The 14443-nt window shown below is 61.0% G+C and carries 13 protein-coding genes; 9 read left to right on the top strand and 4 right to left on the bottom strand.

The genetic code is table 11. From position 1 onward, the window contains the following. Nucleotides 1-190 precede the first annotated feature (190 nt). The 3 genes from ACZ9BB_RS02605 (at nucleotide 191) to ACZ9BB_RS02595 (ending at nucleotide 5318) form a co-directional block, all read left to right on the top strand. The gene (locus ACZ9BB_RS02605; protein WP_476212410.1) at nucleotides 191-1549 is read left to right on the top strand and encodes a TolC family outer membrane protein; all 1359 of its coding nucleotides are present in this window, start codon (nucleotides 191-193) and stop codon (nucleotides 1547-1549) included. A gap of 33 nt (nucleotides 1550-1582) precedes the next feature. Continuing rightward, nucleotides 1583-3742: a type I secretion system permease/ATPase gene (locus tag ACZ9BB_RS02600; RefSeq protein ID WP_476212409.1), complete on the top strand. Its 2160-nt coding sequence runs from the start codon at nucleotides 1583-1585 to the stop codon at nucleotides 3740-3742. A 211-nt stretch (nucleotides 3743-3953) separates the two neighbouring features. Further along, nucleotides 3954-5318, top strand: coding sequence for an HlyD family type I secretion periplasmic adaptor subunit (locus tag ACZ9BB_RS02595; protein WP_476212408.1), 1365 nt, complete (start codon nucleotides 3954-3956; stop codon nucleotides 5316-5318). Nucleotides 5319-5470: 152 nt separating this feature from the next. Here ACZ9BB_RS02595 and ACZ9BB_RS02590 read toward each other — a convergent pair whose 3' ends face one another. Both ACZ9BB_RS02590 and ACZ9BB_RS02585 read right to left on the bottom strand, forming a co-directional pair. After that, nucleotides 5471-6064, bottom strand: coding sequence for a tRNA-uridine aminocarboxypropyltransferase (locus ACZ9BB_RS02590; protein ID WP_476212407.1), 594 nt, complete (start codon nucleotides 6062-6064; stop codon nucleotides 5471-5473). A 4-nt stretch (nucleotides 6065-6068) separates the two neighbouring features. Then, entirely contained in the window at nucleotides 6069-6962 is an 894-nt protein-coding gene (locus ACZ9BB_RS02585; RefSeq protein ID WP_476212406.1) for a LysR family transcriptional regulator, read from the bottom strand. A 377-nt stretch (nucleotides 6963-7339) separates the two neighbouring features. Here ACZ9BB_RS02585 and speB point away from each other — a divergent pair, with 377 nt between their 5' ends. From speB to ACZ9BB_RS02555, 6 genes are all read left to right on the top strand, one after another. Next, nucleotides 7340-8290 (top strand): agmatinase, encoded by a 951-nt coding sequence (gene speB / locus ACZ9BB_RS02580; protein ID WP_476212405.1) that lies wholly within the window; start codon nucleotides 7340-7342, stop codon nucleotides 8288-8290. Nucleotides 8291-8299: 9 nt separating this feature from the next. Then, nucleotides 8300-8722, top strand: a complete 423-nt coding sequence (locus ACZ9BB_RS02575; RefSeq protein ID WP_476212404.1) for a YybH family protein — start codon at nucleotides 8300-8302, stop codon at nucleotides 8720-8722. Nucleotides 8723-8773: 51 nt separating this feature from the next. Next, the gene (locus tag ACZ9BB_RS02570; RefSeq protein ID WP_476212402.1) at nucleotides 8774-10285 is read left to right on the top strand and encodes a purine-cytosine permease family protein; all 1512 of its coding nucleotides are present in this window, start codon (nucleotides 8774-8776) and stop codon (nucleotides 10283-10285) included. A gap of 232 nt (nucleotides 10286-10517) precedes the next feature. Then, nucleotides 10518-11897 (top strand): sodium:solute symporter family protein, encoded by a 1380-nt coding sequence (locus ACZ9BB_RS02565; RefSeq protein WP_476212401.1) that lies wholly within the window; start codon nucleotides 10518-10520, stop codon nucleotides 11895-11897. A gap of 138 nt (nucleotides 11898-12035) precedes the next feature. After that, nucleotides 12036-12761 carry an MBL fold metallo-hydrolase gene (locus ACZ9BB_RS02560; protein WP_476212400.1) on the top strand — a complete coding sequence of 242 codons (726 nt, stop codon included), beginning with the start codon at nucleotides 12036-12038 and terminating at the stop codon, nucleotides 12759-12761. Nucleotides 12762-12816: 55 nt separating this feature from the next. Next, nucleotides 12817-13068, top strand: a complete 252-nt coding sequence (locus tag ACZ9BB_RS02555; protein WP_476212399.1) for an acyl carrier protein — start codon at nucleotides 12817-12819, stop codon at nucleotides 13066-13068. Between the two features lie 186 nt (nucleotides 13069-13254). Here ACZ9BB_RS02555 and ACZ9BB_RS02550 read toward each other — a convergent pair whose 3' ends face one another. Further along, nucleotides 13255-13386: a PA1414 family protein gene (locus ACZ9BB_RS02550; protein WP_256580670.1), complete on the bottom strand. Its 132-nt coding sequence runs from the start codon at nucleotides 13384-13386 to the stop codon at nucleotides 13255-13257. A 139-nt stretch (nucleotides 13387-13525) separates the two neighbouring features. Next, nucleotides 13526-14419, bottom strand: coding sequence for a putrescine utilization regulator PtrR (gene ptrR, locus ACZ9BB_RS02545; RefSeq protein WP_476212398.1), 894 nt, complete (start codon nucleotides 14417-14419; stop codon nucleotides 13526-13528). Nucleotides 14420-14443 lie beyond the last annotated feature (24 nt).

Below are 14443 nucleotides of genomic sequence, written 5' to 3'. Positions count from 1 at the left end.
ATTGAACAATGTGCTGGATTTTTAAGAGCGCATAAGTTTTTTTCCGCATAAACGTTATGAGAAATTCTTCTTAGGTTCTCGTCAGGATGTTCTTAGCTCTGTTGTTACAAGCATGAAACGGTTTTACCTAAAAATATCGTCAAATATTTGGCGACTGCTAAGCACCATCAGGAATCAGGGAGATGTACTCATGCGCGTTTTAACCCCCCTCTGCAGTGCGATTCTGCTGGCCATGGCCTGCGCTTCTCAGGCTCAGGCGATGTCATTGACCGAGGCGATCCAGAGCACCATCGCGACTCACCCGGAACTGGCGTCGCGGGTTGATGCTCGGCTGTCGGCCGACGAGCAGGTTAAAGTCGCCAAAGGGGGCTTTTATCCATCGGTGGATTTAAACGCCGCCTATGGGCGCGGCTACAGCGATAACACCACCACTCGAGCGCAGGGCAATCACCACACCGAAATCCTGACCTACACCCAGTCTGAACTGCGCCTGCGGCAGATGCTGTTCGACGGTTTCAACACCTCCAACGAGGTCGCGCGCACCAAAGGCGTGGTCAACTCGCGTGCCTATTACGCCCAGGGCACCGCCCAGGACCTGGCCCTGCGCACCATCGAGGTGTACCTCGAAGTGCTCAAGCGCCGCGAACTGGTGACCCTTGCCAAAAACAACCTGCAAGCGCACATGCGGGTCAACGATCAGATCGGCCTGCGTACCCAACGTGGGATCGGCAGCAACGCCGACGCCGACCAGTCCACCGCTCGCCGGGCGCTGGCGCAAAACAACCTCGACACCGCCGAAGTCGACCTGGCCGATGCCGAGGCGAATTTCTACAGCGTCGTGGGCCGCATGCCCGATGAACTCGAAGCGCCGCCGTCGACCCGCGGCGAATTGCCCGCCACCCTGCCGGAAGCCCAGCAGAGCATGGTGGAAAACAACCCGTACCTGAAATCCGCCCAGGCTGATGTGCAATCGGCCGAGAGCCAGTACGAAGTCGCCAAGTCGCCGTTCTACCCGCGTTTTGACGCTGAAGCGGCGGTGGGCGCGAACAACAATATTCAGGGCGACGAAGGCCACGACAACGAATGGCGAGTGGGTGTGGTGATGAACTACAACCTGTTCCGCGGCGGCAGCGACAAGGCCCGGCTGGCCTCCGATGCGCACCAGATCAACCAGGCACTGGATATCCGCAACAACGCCCTGCGCCAGCTCAACGAGAACATCCACCTGGCCTGGAACGCCATGCAAAACGCCAAGAAACAAACCCCGACTGCCCGTGAATACGCCGAAACCACCACCCGGGTGCGGGCCGCGTATCAGGATCAGTTCGGCCTCGGCCAACGGACCCTGCTCGACTTGCTCGACAGCGAAAACGAGCTCTACAACGCCAACCGCCGCTACACCGAAGTGCGCTACACCGAGGAGTTCTCGATGTACCGCGTGCTGGCGAATATGGGCCAGTTGCTGAGCAAGCAACGGGTGGTGCTGCCCGCCGATGCGATCGCCTCCACCGAAGTGAAAAACGAAGCTCGCTTGCCTGAGCTGAAATAGCCCGAATGAAGTAGCTGAACTGGAGCGCTCACTGTGACCAGCATGGAACCCGGCAACATCGGTGTCGATCCGCGTTTGAGCTTCGATGACCCGCTCCTGGACGGTCTGTTGATTCTCTGCAAGCTCCATGGCGCGACGGTCAGCCGCGCCAGCCTGAGTGCCGGGCTGCCAATGGCACACCAACGCTTGAGCCTGGACCTGCTGCCGCGCGCAGCGGCCCGGGCCAGTTTGCAGGCGCGGGTGCTGCGCCGTGAGCTGGCGGATATTTCTGCGCTCAACCTGCCGGTGATGCTGATCCTCGACCATGGCCGCTGCGCGGTCTTGCGTCGTTGGGGCGATGACGGTCAGGCACTGATTCTGCCGAGCGAAGCCGACGGCGGAGAACAATGGGTCAGCACGGACGAGCTGGCCGCCCATTACAGTGGCCAGGCCTTGTTCGCCCGGCCGCGGCATGAACTCGAAGACTTGCGTGCGCCACTGGTGCCGCGAGTCGAGGCGTGGTTTCGCGACACGTTGAAGTTGTCGAAGTGGCTGTACAGCGATGCGATTCTGGCAAGTTTTCTGATCAACCTGCTGGGCCTGATGGTGCCGCTGTTCGTGATGCAGACCTATGACCGGGTGGTGCCGAACCAGGCCACTTCAACCTTGTGGGTGCTGTCGATCGGTTTGCTGATCGGCACCGGGTTCGAACTGGTGCTGCGGGTGGTTCGCGCGCACTTGCTGGACACCGCCGGTAAAAAGACCGACGTGATTCTTTCAGCGACCTTGTTCGAACGCATCACCGGCATGGCGATGAAAGCCAAGCCTGCGACCATCGGTGGTTTCGCCCAGAGCATTCATGATTTTCAGGGCCTTCGGGAATTCCTCACCGCCGTCACCCTGACCAGCCTGATCGACATGCCCTTCGCGCTGCTGATGCTGGTAGTGATCGGCCTGCTCGGCGGCTGGCTGGTGGTGATTCCGCTGTTGGCATTCCCCATCACGATCCTCTTTGCCATGGTGATTCAAGCGCGCCTGCGTGACACCGTGCAGAAAAGTCTGAGCCTCGGCGCCGAACGCCAGGCCCTGTTGATCGAAACCCTCGGTGGCCTGGAAACCCTCAAGGCCTGCGGCGCCGAAAGCGAACGCCAACACAAATGGGAAAGCACCCACGGCGCCCTCACCCGCCTCGACAGCCATGCACGCAACCTCTCGGCACTGGCCACCAACGGCACGCTATTCATTCAGCAGTTCTGCGGCATGGCGACCATCGTCGCCGGGGTCTACAGCATCATCGCCGGCAACCTCAGCGTTGGCGCGCTGGTGGCGACCTACATGCTCGGCAGCCGCGTGCTCGCGCCGCTGGGCCAGATAGCCGGGCTGATCACCCGTTACCAGCAAGCGCAACTGACTATGAAAAGCACCGATGCGCTGATGTCGCTGCCGCAAGAACGCGACGCCAAGCAACGGCCGCTGGAGCACACACAACTGCAAGGCGCCCTGGCTGTCAGCGGCGTGACGTTCCATTACAACGGCCAGAACGCGCCGGCCCTGGCCAACGTCAGCTTCAGCATGAAACCGGGCGAGCGGATCGGCATCATCGGCCGCAGCGGCTCAGGCAAAAGCACGCTGGCGCGGCTGGTGATGGGGTTCTACGCGCCAGAAGAAGGCCAGTTGCTGCTCGATGGCCTGGACCTGCGGCAACTGGACATCGCCGACCTGCGCCAACAGATCGGTTACGTCGCTCACGACTTGCCATTGCTGGCCGGCAGCCTGCGCGACAACCTGACCCTTGGCGCGCACTACATCAGCGATGCCCGGATGCTTGAGGTCGCCGAACTGACCGGCGTCACCGAACTGGCTCGCCAACATCCTCAAGGCTTCGACCGGCCGGTGGGCGAACGCGGTCAGTTGCTGTCGGGCGGGCAACGGCAAGCGGTGTTATTGGCGCGGGCCTTGTTGCTCGATCCACCGATCATGCTGCTCGACGAACCCACCAGCGCCATGGACAACAGCAGCGAAGACGTCCTGCGGCAGAAACTCCACGGCTGGGTCCAGGGCAAAACCGTGCTGCTGGTGACCCACCGCACCTCGATGCTCAGCCTGGTGGATCGGCTGGTGGTGCTGGACAACGGACGGATCGTCGCCGACGGCCCGAAAGAAGCGGTCATCGATGCATTGCGCAAGGGCCGTGTCGGCTCTGCGGCGGTTTAGGGGCACTGACACATGACCTGTGGCGAGGGGGCTTGCCCCCGTTCGGCTGCGAAGCAGTCGTAAACCTGCTAGCTCGATCGGTCTGATACAACGGGGTGAATGGCTTTGGGGCCGCTTCGCGACCCAACGGGGGCAAGCCCCCTCGCCACAAAGCTCCCTCGCCACAGGGTTGTGTTCGGCTTTATTTCTCTTAACTGACGGGGATCGCCCCATGCCTGCTCAAACACCGGATTCAGCGGCCCGAAGCTACTTCGGCAGCTTCAGCAAAAGCGCCGAAAGCGAATTCATGCCGGAAACCGCCAGCGCCTCGTTGCAGGATTCGCCGCGCTGGTCGCGGATCACCGTGTGGCTGGCGGCGGCGCTGCTGATCAGCGCGCTGGTCTGGGCCAAATTCGCCGTGTTGCAGGAAGTCACCATGGGCGAAGGCAAGGCGATTCCTTCGAGCAAGATTCAGGTGATCCAGAACCTGGAGGGCGGCATCGTCACGGAAATTTTCGTGCGCGAAGGGCAAATGGTGAACAAGGGCGACACTTTGCTGCGTCTGGATGACACGCGATTCCTGTCGAACAAGGGCGAAAGCGAAGCAGACCGGTATGCGCTGACCGCGCAGGTCGAACGGCTGTCGGCCGAGGCGGAAGGCCGGCCGTTCATGCTGTCCCCGGAGGTTATCGCCAAGGCGCCGCAAGTGGCCGAGGACGAACGCTCGCTGTACGAACAACGCCAACGCCGACTGGCCAGCGAGCAACGCACATTGACCGAACAGCTTCGGCAGAAAACCCAGGAGCTGGCGGAATTCCGCTCCAAACAGGGGCAGTTCAGTTCCAGCCTGGCGCTGCTGCAACAAGAGATGAACATGTCGGCGCCACTGGTGGGCACCGGGGCGGTTTCGCCGGTGGAGATCCTGCGGCTCAAACGCAGCGCGGTGGAAATCCGCGGCTCGCTGAACGCCACGACCCTGGCGATTCCTCGCGCGGAATCGGCGATCAATGAGATCAAGAGCAAGATCGACGAGTCGGAACAATCCTTCCGTTCGGACGCGGCGAAAGAGCTGAATGAAAAACGCACCGACCTGTCGAAAATCACCGCCACGAGCATTGCCATCGACGACCGGGTGACGCGCACCACCGTGGTGTCGCCGGTACACGGCATCATCAAAGTGCTAAAGGTCAACACCATCGGCGGCGTGGTCCAGCCGGGCAGCGACATGGTGGAAATCGTGCCACTGGAAGACAACCTGCTGATCGAAGCCAAGGTCCGGCCACAGGACGTGGCGTTCCTGCACCCGGGTCAGAAAGCCATGGTCAAGTTCAGCGCTTATGACTACACGATTTACGGGGGCTTGAGTGCGAAGCTGGAGCTGATTGGCGCGGACACCATCACCGATGACAAGGGCAACAGCTTTTATCTGATTCAGGTGCGCACCGACAAGAATCACTTGGGCGGGGATGTGAAACCGTTGCTGATCATTCCGGGGATGGTGGCGACGGTGGACATTATTACCGGGGAGAAAAGCGTGCTGGATTATTTGCTTAAACCGGTGTTGAAAGCGCGGACCGAGGCGATGCGGGAACGCTAAGTCTCACGCTGTCCCTGTGGCGAGGGAGCTTGCTCCCGCTGGAGTGCGAAGCGCTCCCAAAACCTGCCAGCATGATTTCCCTGACACACAGGCTGAATGGTTTTGGGTCTGCTGCGCAGCCCAGCGGGAGCAAGCTCCCTCGCCACAAGTCATCACCGGCCGTGATTTTTCTGGTAGGTCTCCTCCCCCATCGCCGCAATCTGCCCCTCGATCAACGCCTCGAACGGTTTCAACAATGGCTCGAAAGTGCTCGGCGCTTCAAGGGTCTGCAACGCCTGCACAATCGCCTCCACCGTCGACAGCGCTCCAGGCCCCGGTGCTTTGCGCAGCCGATAACGGGATACCCCGCCCTCGGCCAATGTCACTCTGGGCAACGCTGCCAGCAATGGATTGAGGTGCAGCATCTTGCGCGCCTTGCGCCAGGTGCCGTCCGGGACTACCAGCAGCAGCGGCTCATCACTGGCGGTGTAGGCCTGCATCGGCTGCGCATCTTCACCGGGAAACAGCAACCGCGCCCGATAGCCCGGCTGATGCAACAGCGTCGGCAAATCCTCAAACACCTCGCCCACAATCAACTCGGCATTCTGCAACCCCAACGCCGCCAACCGCGCCGTATTCAGCGCATGGTTCACTTCACTTGGATGTTGCAACAGCAACACCCGGGTGCGGCTGTCGAGGCTCGGGATCAGCGGGCACAGACAGTGCGTTTGTGGACGCAAGCAGCGTGGGCACTGGATTCTGGACATATTCTTAAGCCTGATTGAGCTGTGCTTTGAGCAAGTCACGGAAGGTCTGGATCAGCGGTTCGCGGCTGCGGCCACGGCGCACGATCATCGAGAACGGCGCCTGATAACCGAATGTCGCCGGCAGCAGTACGCGCAAATCCCCCTTGTCGGCCCAGGCCTGGGCGTAGTGCTCCGGCAGGTAACCGATGTAGGCGCCGGACAGCACCAGAATCAGCTGGGCTTCCATACTTTCCACGGTTGCTGCGCTGTGTTTGAAACCATGACGGGCCAGTTCGGCCTGGCTCCAGTATCCGCGACCGACCATGCGCTGCTGGGTGATGACTTGCTCGGGAATGCGCCGCTCGGTGAACAGCGGATGACGGCTGCTGCAATACAGCCAATGTTGTTCACGGTAGAGCGGCATGTAGACCAGACCGCTCATGCGCGTGGAAAAGGCACCGATGGCCAGGTCGAGGCGGTTGTCTTGTACGCCGAGTTGCAGTTCGTAGGGGCTCATGACCGACAGATGCAAATGCACCGCTGGGTGTTCCTGACTGTAGGCACCAATGGCTTCGGCGAAGGGCAAGGCCTTGTCGCTGACGGTGGAGTCGATCACCCCCAGGTTCAAGGTGCCGCGCAACTCGCCCTTGAGCGCGGCCGCGTACTGTTCGAAACCTTCGAGCTCGCCCAATAGACGCAAGGTTTCCTGATGGAACAGTTCGCCCTTGCTGGTCAGGCTGAAACCACCCCGTCCGCGATGGCAAAGCACCAGGCCAAGCGCCGCTTCGAGCTGGCTCATGTAGGTGCTGATGGCCGAGGTCGAGAGATTGAGCTCGTGCTGGGCATTGGCGAACCCCTGATGGCGGACCACGCTGACGAAAATGCGCAATAGTTTCAGGTCGGGTAAAGCGTTGGCCATGGGGACTCCGGTTGCAAGGTAACGCGCGAGGCTTTTGTGGCTTCAGAAAAGCCTTTGTGGCGAGGGAGCTTGCTCCCGCTCGGCTGCGCAGCAGTCGTAAAACCTGCTGCCCCGGTCCGTCTGACACACCAGGGTGAATGGTTTTGGGGCCGCTTCGCAGCCCAGCGGGAGCAAGCTCCCTCGCCACAGGGGTTCTGCGTGTGGTCAGAAGTCTATCGCTGCTGCGCCCATTAGTTTAGAAAAATCTGAACTAAGTATTTGCCCGTAGCGATTCTTCCCGGCCACTACATTTCGCAGAATCGGCCCACAGCGGTGCCCGTCTCTCCCCCGAGCGGTCAACCGACATAAATAAAACAAACGACGATGAGGCCTTACCCGTGGACAAGATTCTTCACCAACCACTGGGCGGCAATGAAATGCCGCGCTTCGGCGGCATCGCCACCATGCTGCGACTCCCCCATTTAGAAACGGCCGCTGGCCTGGACGCTGCCTTTATCGGCATCCCGCTGGACATCGGCACGTCCCTGCGCCCCGGTACCCGTTTCGGGCCGCGTGAAATCCGCGCGGAATCGGTAATGATCCGTCCGTACAACATGGCCACCGGCGCTGCGCCGTTCGACTCGCTGTCGGTTGCCGACATCGGTGACGTAGCGATCAACACGTTCAACCTGCTGGACGCCGTGCGGATCATCGAAGAGGCCTACGACAATATCCTCGAACACGATGTGATCCCCCTGACCCTGGGCGGCGACCACACCATCACCCTGCCGATCCTGCGTGCCATTCATAAAAAGCACGGCAAGGTCGGCCTGGTGCACATCGACGCCCACGCCGACGTGAACGATCACATGTTCGGCGAGAAGATCGCCCACGGCACCACCTTCCGTCGCGCCGTAGAAGAAGGTCTTCTGGATTGCGACCGCGTGGTGCAAATTGGCCTGCGCGCTCAGGGTTACACCGCTGATGACTTCAACTGGAGCCGCAATCAAGGCTTCCGTGTGGTTCAGGCTGAAGAATGCTGGCACAAATCCCTGGCACCGCTGATGGCCGAAGTTCGCGAGAAAGTCGGCGGCGGTCCGGTGTACCTGAGTTTCGATATCGACGGCATCGATCCGGCTTGGGCACCAGGCACTGGCACCCCGGAAATCGGCGGTCTGACGACCATTCAGGCGATTGAAATCGTGCGTGGCTGCCAAGGCCTCGACCTGGTCGGCTGCGACTTGGTAGAAGTCTCGCCCGCGTACGACACCACCGGCAACACCTCGCTGTTGGGCGCCAACCTGCTGTACGAAATGCTCTGCGTACTGCCAGGCGTGGTCCATCGCTGAGGATAGGCCATGAACGAACGTGATCAGGTACTCAACGCCGCTGCCGAGTTGGTGTCGGCCTTTGCCCGTAACGATCGCGAAGCCTACTTCGGTGCGTTCAGCAGCGACGCCAGCTTCGTGTTCTACACCCTCGAGCAGCCCCTGCTGTCGCGCGATGCCTATCAGGCGTTGTGGGACACCTGGCGCGCCGAGGACGGCTTCGAGGTGCTGTCGTGCACCTCGAGCAACGCCTTCGTCAGCCTGCAGGGTGACGTGGCGATTTTCATCCATGACGTGGCCACCGAGCTGCGCATGCAAGGGGAGCAACACTTCAGCCAGGAGCGCGAGACGATTGTTTTCAAAAAACAGCCGTCTGGCCAAGAACAACAAGGCCTATGGCTGGCCTGCCACGAACATTTGTCCGCAATGCCGGAAGGGCTGCCACCCCCTTAGCCAAGGTGACGCTCACACACGATGAGCGCGCCTTTATGATCGGAGCAGATCATGAATAACAACAACAAAGACCAAAGCCTTACGCAAATCGAAACCTACGGGGTCGAACAGATCCCCGACAATGAACGCACCGCAGGCCCGACGGACTTGTTCCGGATGATCTTCGGTGGTTCCAACACGTTCGCCACCGCCGTACTCGGCAGTTTCCCGGTACTGTTCGGCCTGTCTTTCCAGGCGGGCGTCTGGGCGATTGCGCTGGGCGTGCTGCTGGGATCGCTGATCCTTGCGCCCATGGGGCTGTTCGGCCCGATCAATGGCACCAACAACGCCGTGTCGTCCGGTGCGCACTTCGGCGTACACGGGCGGATCGTCGGTTCGTTCCTGTCGTTGCTGACCGCCATCGCCTTCTTCTCGCTCTCGGTATGGAGCTCGGGCGACGCGTTGATCGGTGGCGCAAAACGCCTGGTCGGCCTGCCGGAAACCGACCTGACCCTGGGCCTGGCCTACGGTCTGTTCGCGATCCTGGTGCTGACGGTGTGCATCTACGGCTTCCGCTTCCTGCTGTGGGTCAACAAGATCGCCGTGTGGAGCGCCAGCCTGTTGTTCATGCTGGGGGCCTTCGCCTTCGCCGGTCCTTTCGATGTGAACTACGCCGGCAGCGTCAGCCTTGGTCAACCGGGTTTCTGGGCGGCCTTCATCGGCGCTGCGCTGGTGGCCATGAGCAACCCGATTTCCTTCGGCGCGTTCCTCGGCGACTGGTCGCGCTATATCCCGCGTGACACCTCCAAGCGCCGGATCATGGCAGCCGTAGTGATCTCGCAGATCGCCACCTTCATCCCGTTCCTGTTCGGCCTCGCCACTGCCACCATCGTGGCGATCAAGGCGCCGGACTACATCGCGGCCAACAACTACGTCGGCGGTCTGCTGGCAGTGTCGCCGAGCTGGTTCTTCCTGCCGGTGTGCCTGATTGCGGTGATCGGCGGCATGTCCACCGGCACCACGTCGCTGTATGGCACCGGGCTGGACATGTCCAGCGTGTTCCCGCGGGTGCTGTCGCGGGTCAAGGCGACGTTGCTGATCGGCGTGATGTCGATTGCCTTCATCTTCATCGGGCGCTTTGCGGCGAACCTGGTGCAGAGCGTGTCGACCTTCGCCGTGCTGATCATCACCTGCACCACCCCATGGATGGTGATCATGATCATCGGCCTGCTGGTGCGTCGTGGCTTCTACTGCCCGGATGACCTGCAAGTGTTCACCCGCGGCGAGAAAGGTGGCCGCTACTGGTTCACCCACGGCTGGAACTGGCGTGGCCTGGGTGCCTGGATCCCAAGTGCAGCGGTCGGTTTGTGCTTCGTGAACCTGCCGGGGCAGTTTGTCGGGCCGCTGGGCAACCTCGCTGGTGGGATCGACATCAGCTTGCCGGTGACCCTCGGTCTGGCCTCGCTGGTGTACCTGACATTGCTGAGCCTGTTCCCGGAACCGGCTGCGGTGTTCGGCCCCAACGATGCACGCAGCAAGGGCTCGGATTCGCTCGGTAAACCGGCGATGCGACAGGCCGCCTGATCAACACAAAACGGTGGTCAACGGAATTTCTGTGGCGAGGGAGCTTGCTCCCGCTCGACTGCGCAGCAGTCGCAAAACAGGCTAATGGCGTTTCTCCTGAAGAAACCCGCTTGCAGGATCCGGGGCTGCTTCGCAGCCCTGCGGGAGCAAGCTACCTCGCCACAAAAAGCAGTCTCATGGCCACATTGCTTTTCAGCCTCACCATAAAAAAGACAATCGGAGACACGCCATCATGGCTTTGGATTTATTCGTCGTTCTCATTTACGCCGCCGCGATGCTGGTGCTCGGTTACTTCGGCATGCGCAAGGCCAAGACCAACGAAGACTACTTGGTCGCCGGTCGTAACCTCGGCCCGACCCTGTACATGGGCACCATGGCCGCGACCGTTCTGGGCGGTGCGTCCACCGTCGGCACCGTGCGCCTGGGCTACGTCCATGGTATTTCCGGTTTCTGGCTCTGCGCCGCCCTGGGTTGCGGGATCGTCGCGCTGAACCTGTTTCTCGCCAAACCGCTGCTGAAGCTGAAAATCTACACCGTCACCCAGGTGCTGGAAAAACGCTACAACCCGATGGCCCGCTCGGCGAGCGCGGCGATCATGCTGGCCTACGCACTGATGATCGGCGTGACCTCGATCCTGGCGATCGGCACCGTGCTGCAAGTGCTGTTCGGCCTGCCGTTCTGGATCTCGGTACTGCTCGGCGGTGGCGTGGTGGTGGTCTACTCGGCCATCGGCGGCATGTGGTCGCTGACCCTGACCGACATCGTCCAGTTCGTGATCAAGACCGTAGGCCTGATGTTCATCCTGTTGCCGATCTGCCTGTACCGCGTCGGCGGCTGGGATGAGTTGGTGATGAAACTGCCGGCGGCCGCCTTCAGCTTCAGCACCATTGGCTGGGACACCATCATCACCTACTTCATGATCTACTTCTTCGGCATCCTGATCGGTCAGGACATCTGGCAACGGGTATTCACCGTCAAGACCGCCAAAGTCGCTCAGTACGCCGGCACTTTCGCAGGCCTCTACTGCATCCTCTACGGTCTGGCCTGCGCCCTGATCGGCATGGCCGCTCACGTGTTGATCCCGGACCTGGACAACGTCAACAATGCCTTCGCCGCCATCGTCAAACTATCCCTGCCGGACGGCATCCGTGGTCTGGTGATCGCCGCTGCCCTGGCCGCCATGATGTCCACCGCCAGTGCCGGTTTGCTCGCGGCCTCCACCACCCTGACCGAAGACCTGCTGCCGAAACTGCGCGGCGGTAAACAGTCGAGCCTGGCGGTCAACCGTCTGTTCACCCTGCTGACCGGTTTCGTGGTGCTGGGTATCGCTCTGGTGGTCAACGACGTGATCAGCGCCCTGACGCTGGCCTACAACCTGTTGGTCGGCGGCATGCTGATCCCGCTGATCGGTGCGATTTTCTGGAAACGCGCAACCACCGCCGGCGCTATCGCCAGCATGGGCCTGGGCTTTGCCACCGCACTGTTGTTCATGGTCAAGGACGGTATGGACGCCAACACCCCGATCTACTACAGCCTCGGCGTGGGCCTGGTGAGTTTCGTGGTGGTCAGCCTTCTGTCCCGTCGCCCGGCAGTGGTGGCGAGCGCCGCCTAAACTTTCCATGACGACTTGATGCTTTCTTCGACGGGTGTGGCAAGTGGGCGTGTCCTCCCTTATTTCCCGCGCCGCAGGAAATAAGGGAGGACGCGCCCACTTGCCACACCCGTTTTTTTCGCCTGAAGGAATCTGCTTATGAAGATCGTCAGCCGCGACCAGTGGTTCGAGGTCAAACAGCTCAGCGACGGCATCCGCCTGATCCACGAGCCTTACATTCGGCCCTTTTACCGCTGCAACCTCTGGCACATTCAAGGGCGCGACAAAGACCTGCTGCTCGACAGCGGTTCCGGGCTGGTCAGCCTGCGCGAGCAATTGCCGTGGCTCACCGAACGGCCGCTGGTGGCGGTGGCCAGCCATTGCCATTTCGACCACATCGCCGGCCATCACGAATTCCCCGAACGGCTGGTGCACCCGGCTGAAGCGCAGATTCTGGCTTTTCCGGACGGTGAAAACACATTGAGTACAGCGTTCGTCGGCGACGACATGTTCGAGGCTCACCCCGACTGCCCGCTGTGCTACGCCGAATACCGGGTCAAAGCCGCACCGGCCACGGGTTTGGTTGAAGAAGGCGACGTGCTCGATCTCGGTAATCGGGTCTTGCAAGTGCTACACACGCCGGGTCATTCACCGGGTGGCATCAGCCTGTTTGAGGCGGCGACCGAAACCCTGTTCAGTGGCGACATCATCTACGACGGGCCGCTGATCGAAAACGCCTACCACTCCAACCTCGACGACTACGCCCGCAGCCTGCAACGCTTGCGCGCGCTGCCGATCCGCACGGTGCACGGCGGGCATTTCGGGAGTTTTTCCGGGGAATATTTGCGCACGATGATTGACGAATGGCAGCGCCGACACGCCTGAAGCCTGCTGTACTCAGCACCAGGGACAACAACAATAACGCCCTCGAAGAACAATCATGACAAGAGATGCCGTTCGTACAGCCGTGCACCGCTTCATCAGCCGCCTGCTGGAGGGCCGGGATGACTTCGACGACAACACCCGTCTGGTGCAGTTGGGACTGGATAAAGAAGACATCGAAGAACTGATCTTCCGGCTGGAGGATCAGCTGGGGTTGACGGCGTCTACCGCCGAAGAAGACCGAATGCTCAAGACCGCGACGACCGTCGACGACTTGAGCCGGTTTTTGATTGAGATCGGGCGGTATTGAGACGGGTTGTCAGATACCACCGATATGACGAATGAACCTCTGTGGCGAGGGAGCTTGCTCCCGCTCGATTGCGCAGCAATCGCAAGCTGCATCCGCGCTCGACCTGATCCACCTGAGTGGCGATGAATGGGGCCGCTGCGCGCCCCGGTGGGAGCAAGCTCCCTCGCTACAGGTGATTTGCCAGATTTACCGGCGGCGCTGCTGCTGACGGCGACGTTGTTCGTCATCGGTGCGAATAGGCACGGGTTGCAGAGGCGGTTCAATCAAACCGAGTGCGACACCCAGGTCATGCAGCCAGTTTTGGATTTTCTCTTTCATGATGCCCCCCTTCAGGGTAGTGCCGAGCGGCCGAAGTTCTGTAGCCCCTTTGCACTGATAATAGTCCGAAGTCCTATGCAATGCTCGCCCAAGATCACATGATCTGTTACTAAATTGATCCAAATCCCTGACCGTTGGTTCAAGCAAATGTCTGTGCCTGAATCGCTGCCGCCGGATACACCGCCTGCTGCTGCTCGATCCATGCGTTCAGGTTGGCCCCGACCATGCCTTTGCGCCACATCAGCCAGGTGGTGGCACTGGCGAACGGCTCGACCAATGGGTGCACCGCCACGCTTTCGCGCCCCGGCAGGCTGGCCAGCATCGACTCCGACATCAGCGCCACGCCGGAGCCGGCAATCACGCAGGCCAGCATCCCCGGATAAGACTCGATCTCCATGGCCCGGCCCATGGCCGCATGGTCATGGGCGAACCAGGCTTCCAGGCGCATCCGGTAGGAACAGCCCTGCCGAAACGTGAACACCGAACGTCCTTCTACATCCAATGCACTGCGCACCGGCGGGTGATCGGCCTCGCTGATCAGCACCAGCCGTTCGTCGCACAATGGCACGCCGTCGAGCCCGGCCAGTTCCAGCGGGCCGTCCACCAGCGCCGCATCGAGGCGTCCGGTGAGCAAACCTTCAAGCAGTTCACCACTGGGCCCCGACTGCACTTGCAGGTTCACCGACGGATAGGTGCGGTGATAACGCGCCAACAACTCCGGCAGATGAATCGCAGCGGTGCTGTACATGGTGCCAAGTACAAAATCCCCGGCCGGTTGCCCACCTTGCACCGCCGCGTGGGCTTCGTCGTGCAAGGCGAACAGCTTGGCGCTGTAGTCCAACAAGACTTTTCCCGCAGGTGACAACTGCAAGCGTTGACGTTCGCGCAGGAACAGTTCTACGCCGAGTTGCTCTTCGAGCTGTTTGAGCCGTGTCGACAGGTTGGACGGCACGCGATGCAGCCGTTCAGCAGCTCGCGTAATGGAGCCCTCCTGCGCTACCGCCTGGAAGATCCGCAATTGGCTGAATTCCACACCATTCTCCAAATCAGAACAAGT

It is taken from the genome of Pseudomonas sp. TE3552, assembly GCF_056278945.1.
The sequence above is the reverse complement of the archived record's forward strand: the minus strand, read 5'-3'. Positions and strand labels throughout refer to the sequence as shown.

Bases quoted from the DNA above. Each gene is read 5' to 3' on its own strand.
- ACZ9BB_RS02605 (WP_476212410.1), top strand. From the start codon at position 191: ATGCGCGTTTTAACCCCCCTCTGCAGTGCGATTCTGCTGGCCATGGCC.
- ACZ9BB_RS02595 (WP_476212408.1), top strand. From the start codon at position 3,954: ATGCCTGCTCAAACACCGGATTCAGCGGCCCGAAGCTACTTCGGCAGC.
- ACZ9BB_RS02590 (WP_476212407.1), bottom strand. From the start codon at position 6,064: ATGTCCAGAATCCAGTGCCCACGCTGCTTGCGTCCACAAACGCACTGT.
- ACZ9BB_RS02585 (WP_476212406.1), bottom strand. From the start codon at position 6,962: ATGGCCAACGCTTTACCCGACCTGAAACTATTGCGCATTTTCGTCAGC.
- ACZ9BB_RS02575 (WP_476212404.1), top strand. From the start codon at position 8,300: ATGAACGAACGTGATCAGGTACTCAACGCCGCTGCCGAGTTGGTGTCG.
- ACZ9BB_RS02570 (WP_476212402.1), top strand. From the start codon at position 8,774: ATGAATAACAACAACAAAGACCAAAGCCTTACGCAAATCGAAACCTAC.
- ACZ9BB_RS02565 (WP_476212401.1), top strand. From the start codon at position 10,518: ATGGCTTTGGATTTATTCGTCGTTCTCATTTACGCCGCCGCGATGCTG.
- ACZ9BB_RS02560 (WP_476212400.1), top strand. From the start codon at position 12,036: ATGAAGATCGTCAGCCGCGACCAGTGGTTCGAGGTCAAACAGCTCAGC.
- ACZ9BB_RS02555 (WP_476212399.1), top strand. From the start codon at position 12,817: ATGACAAGAGATGCCGTTCGTACAGCCGTGCACCGCTTCATCAGCCGC.
- ACZ9BB_RS02550 (WP_256580670.1), bottom strand. From the start codon at position 13,386: ATGAAAGAGAAAATCCAAAACTGGCTGCATGACCTGGGTGTCGCACTC.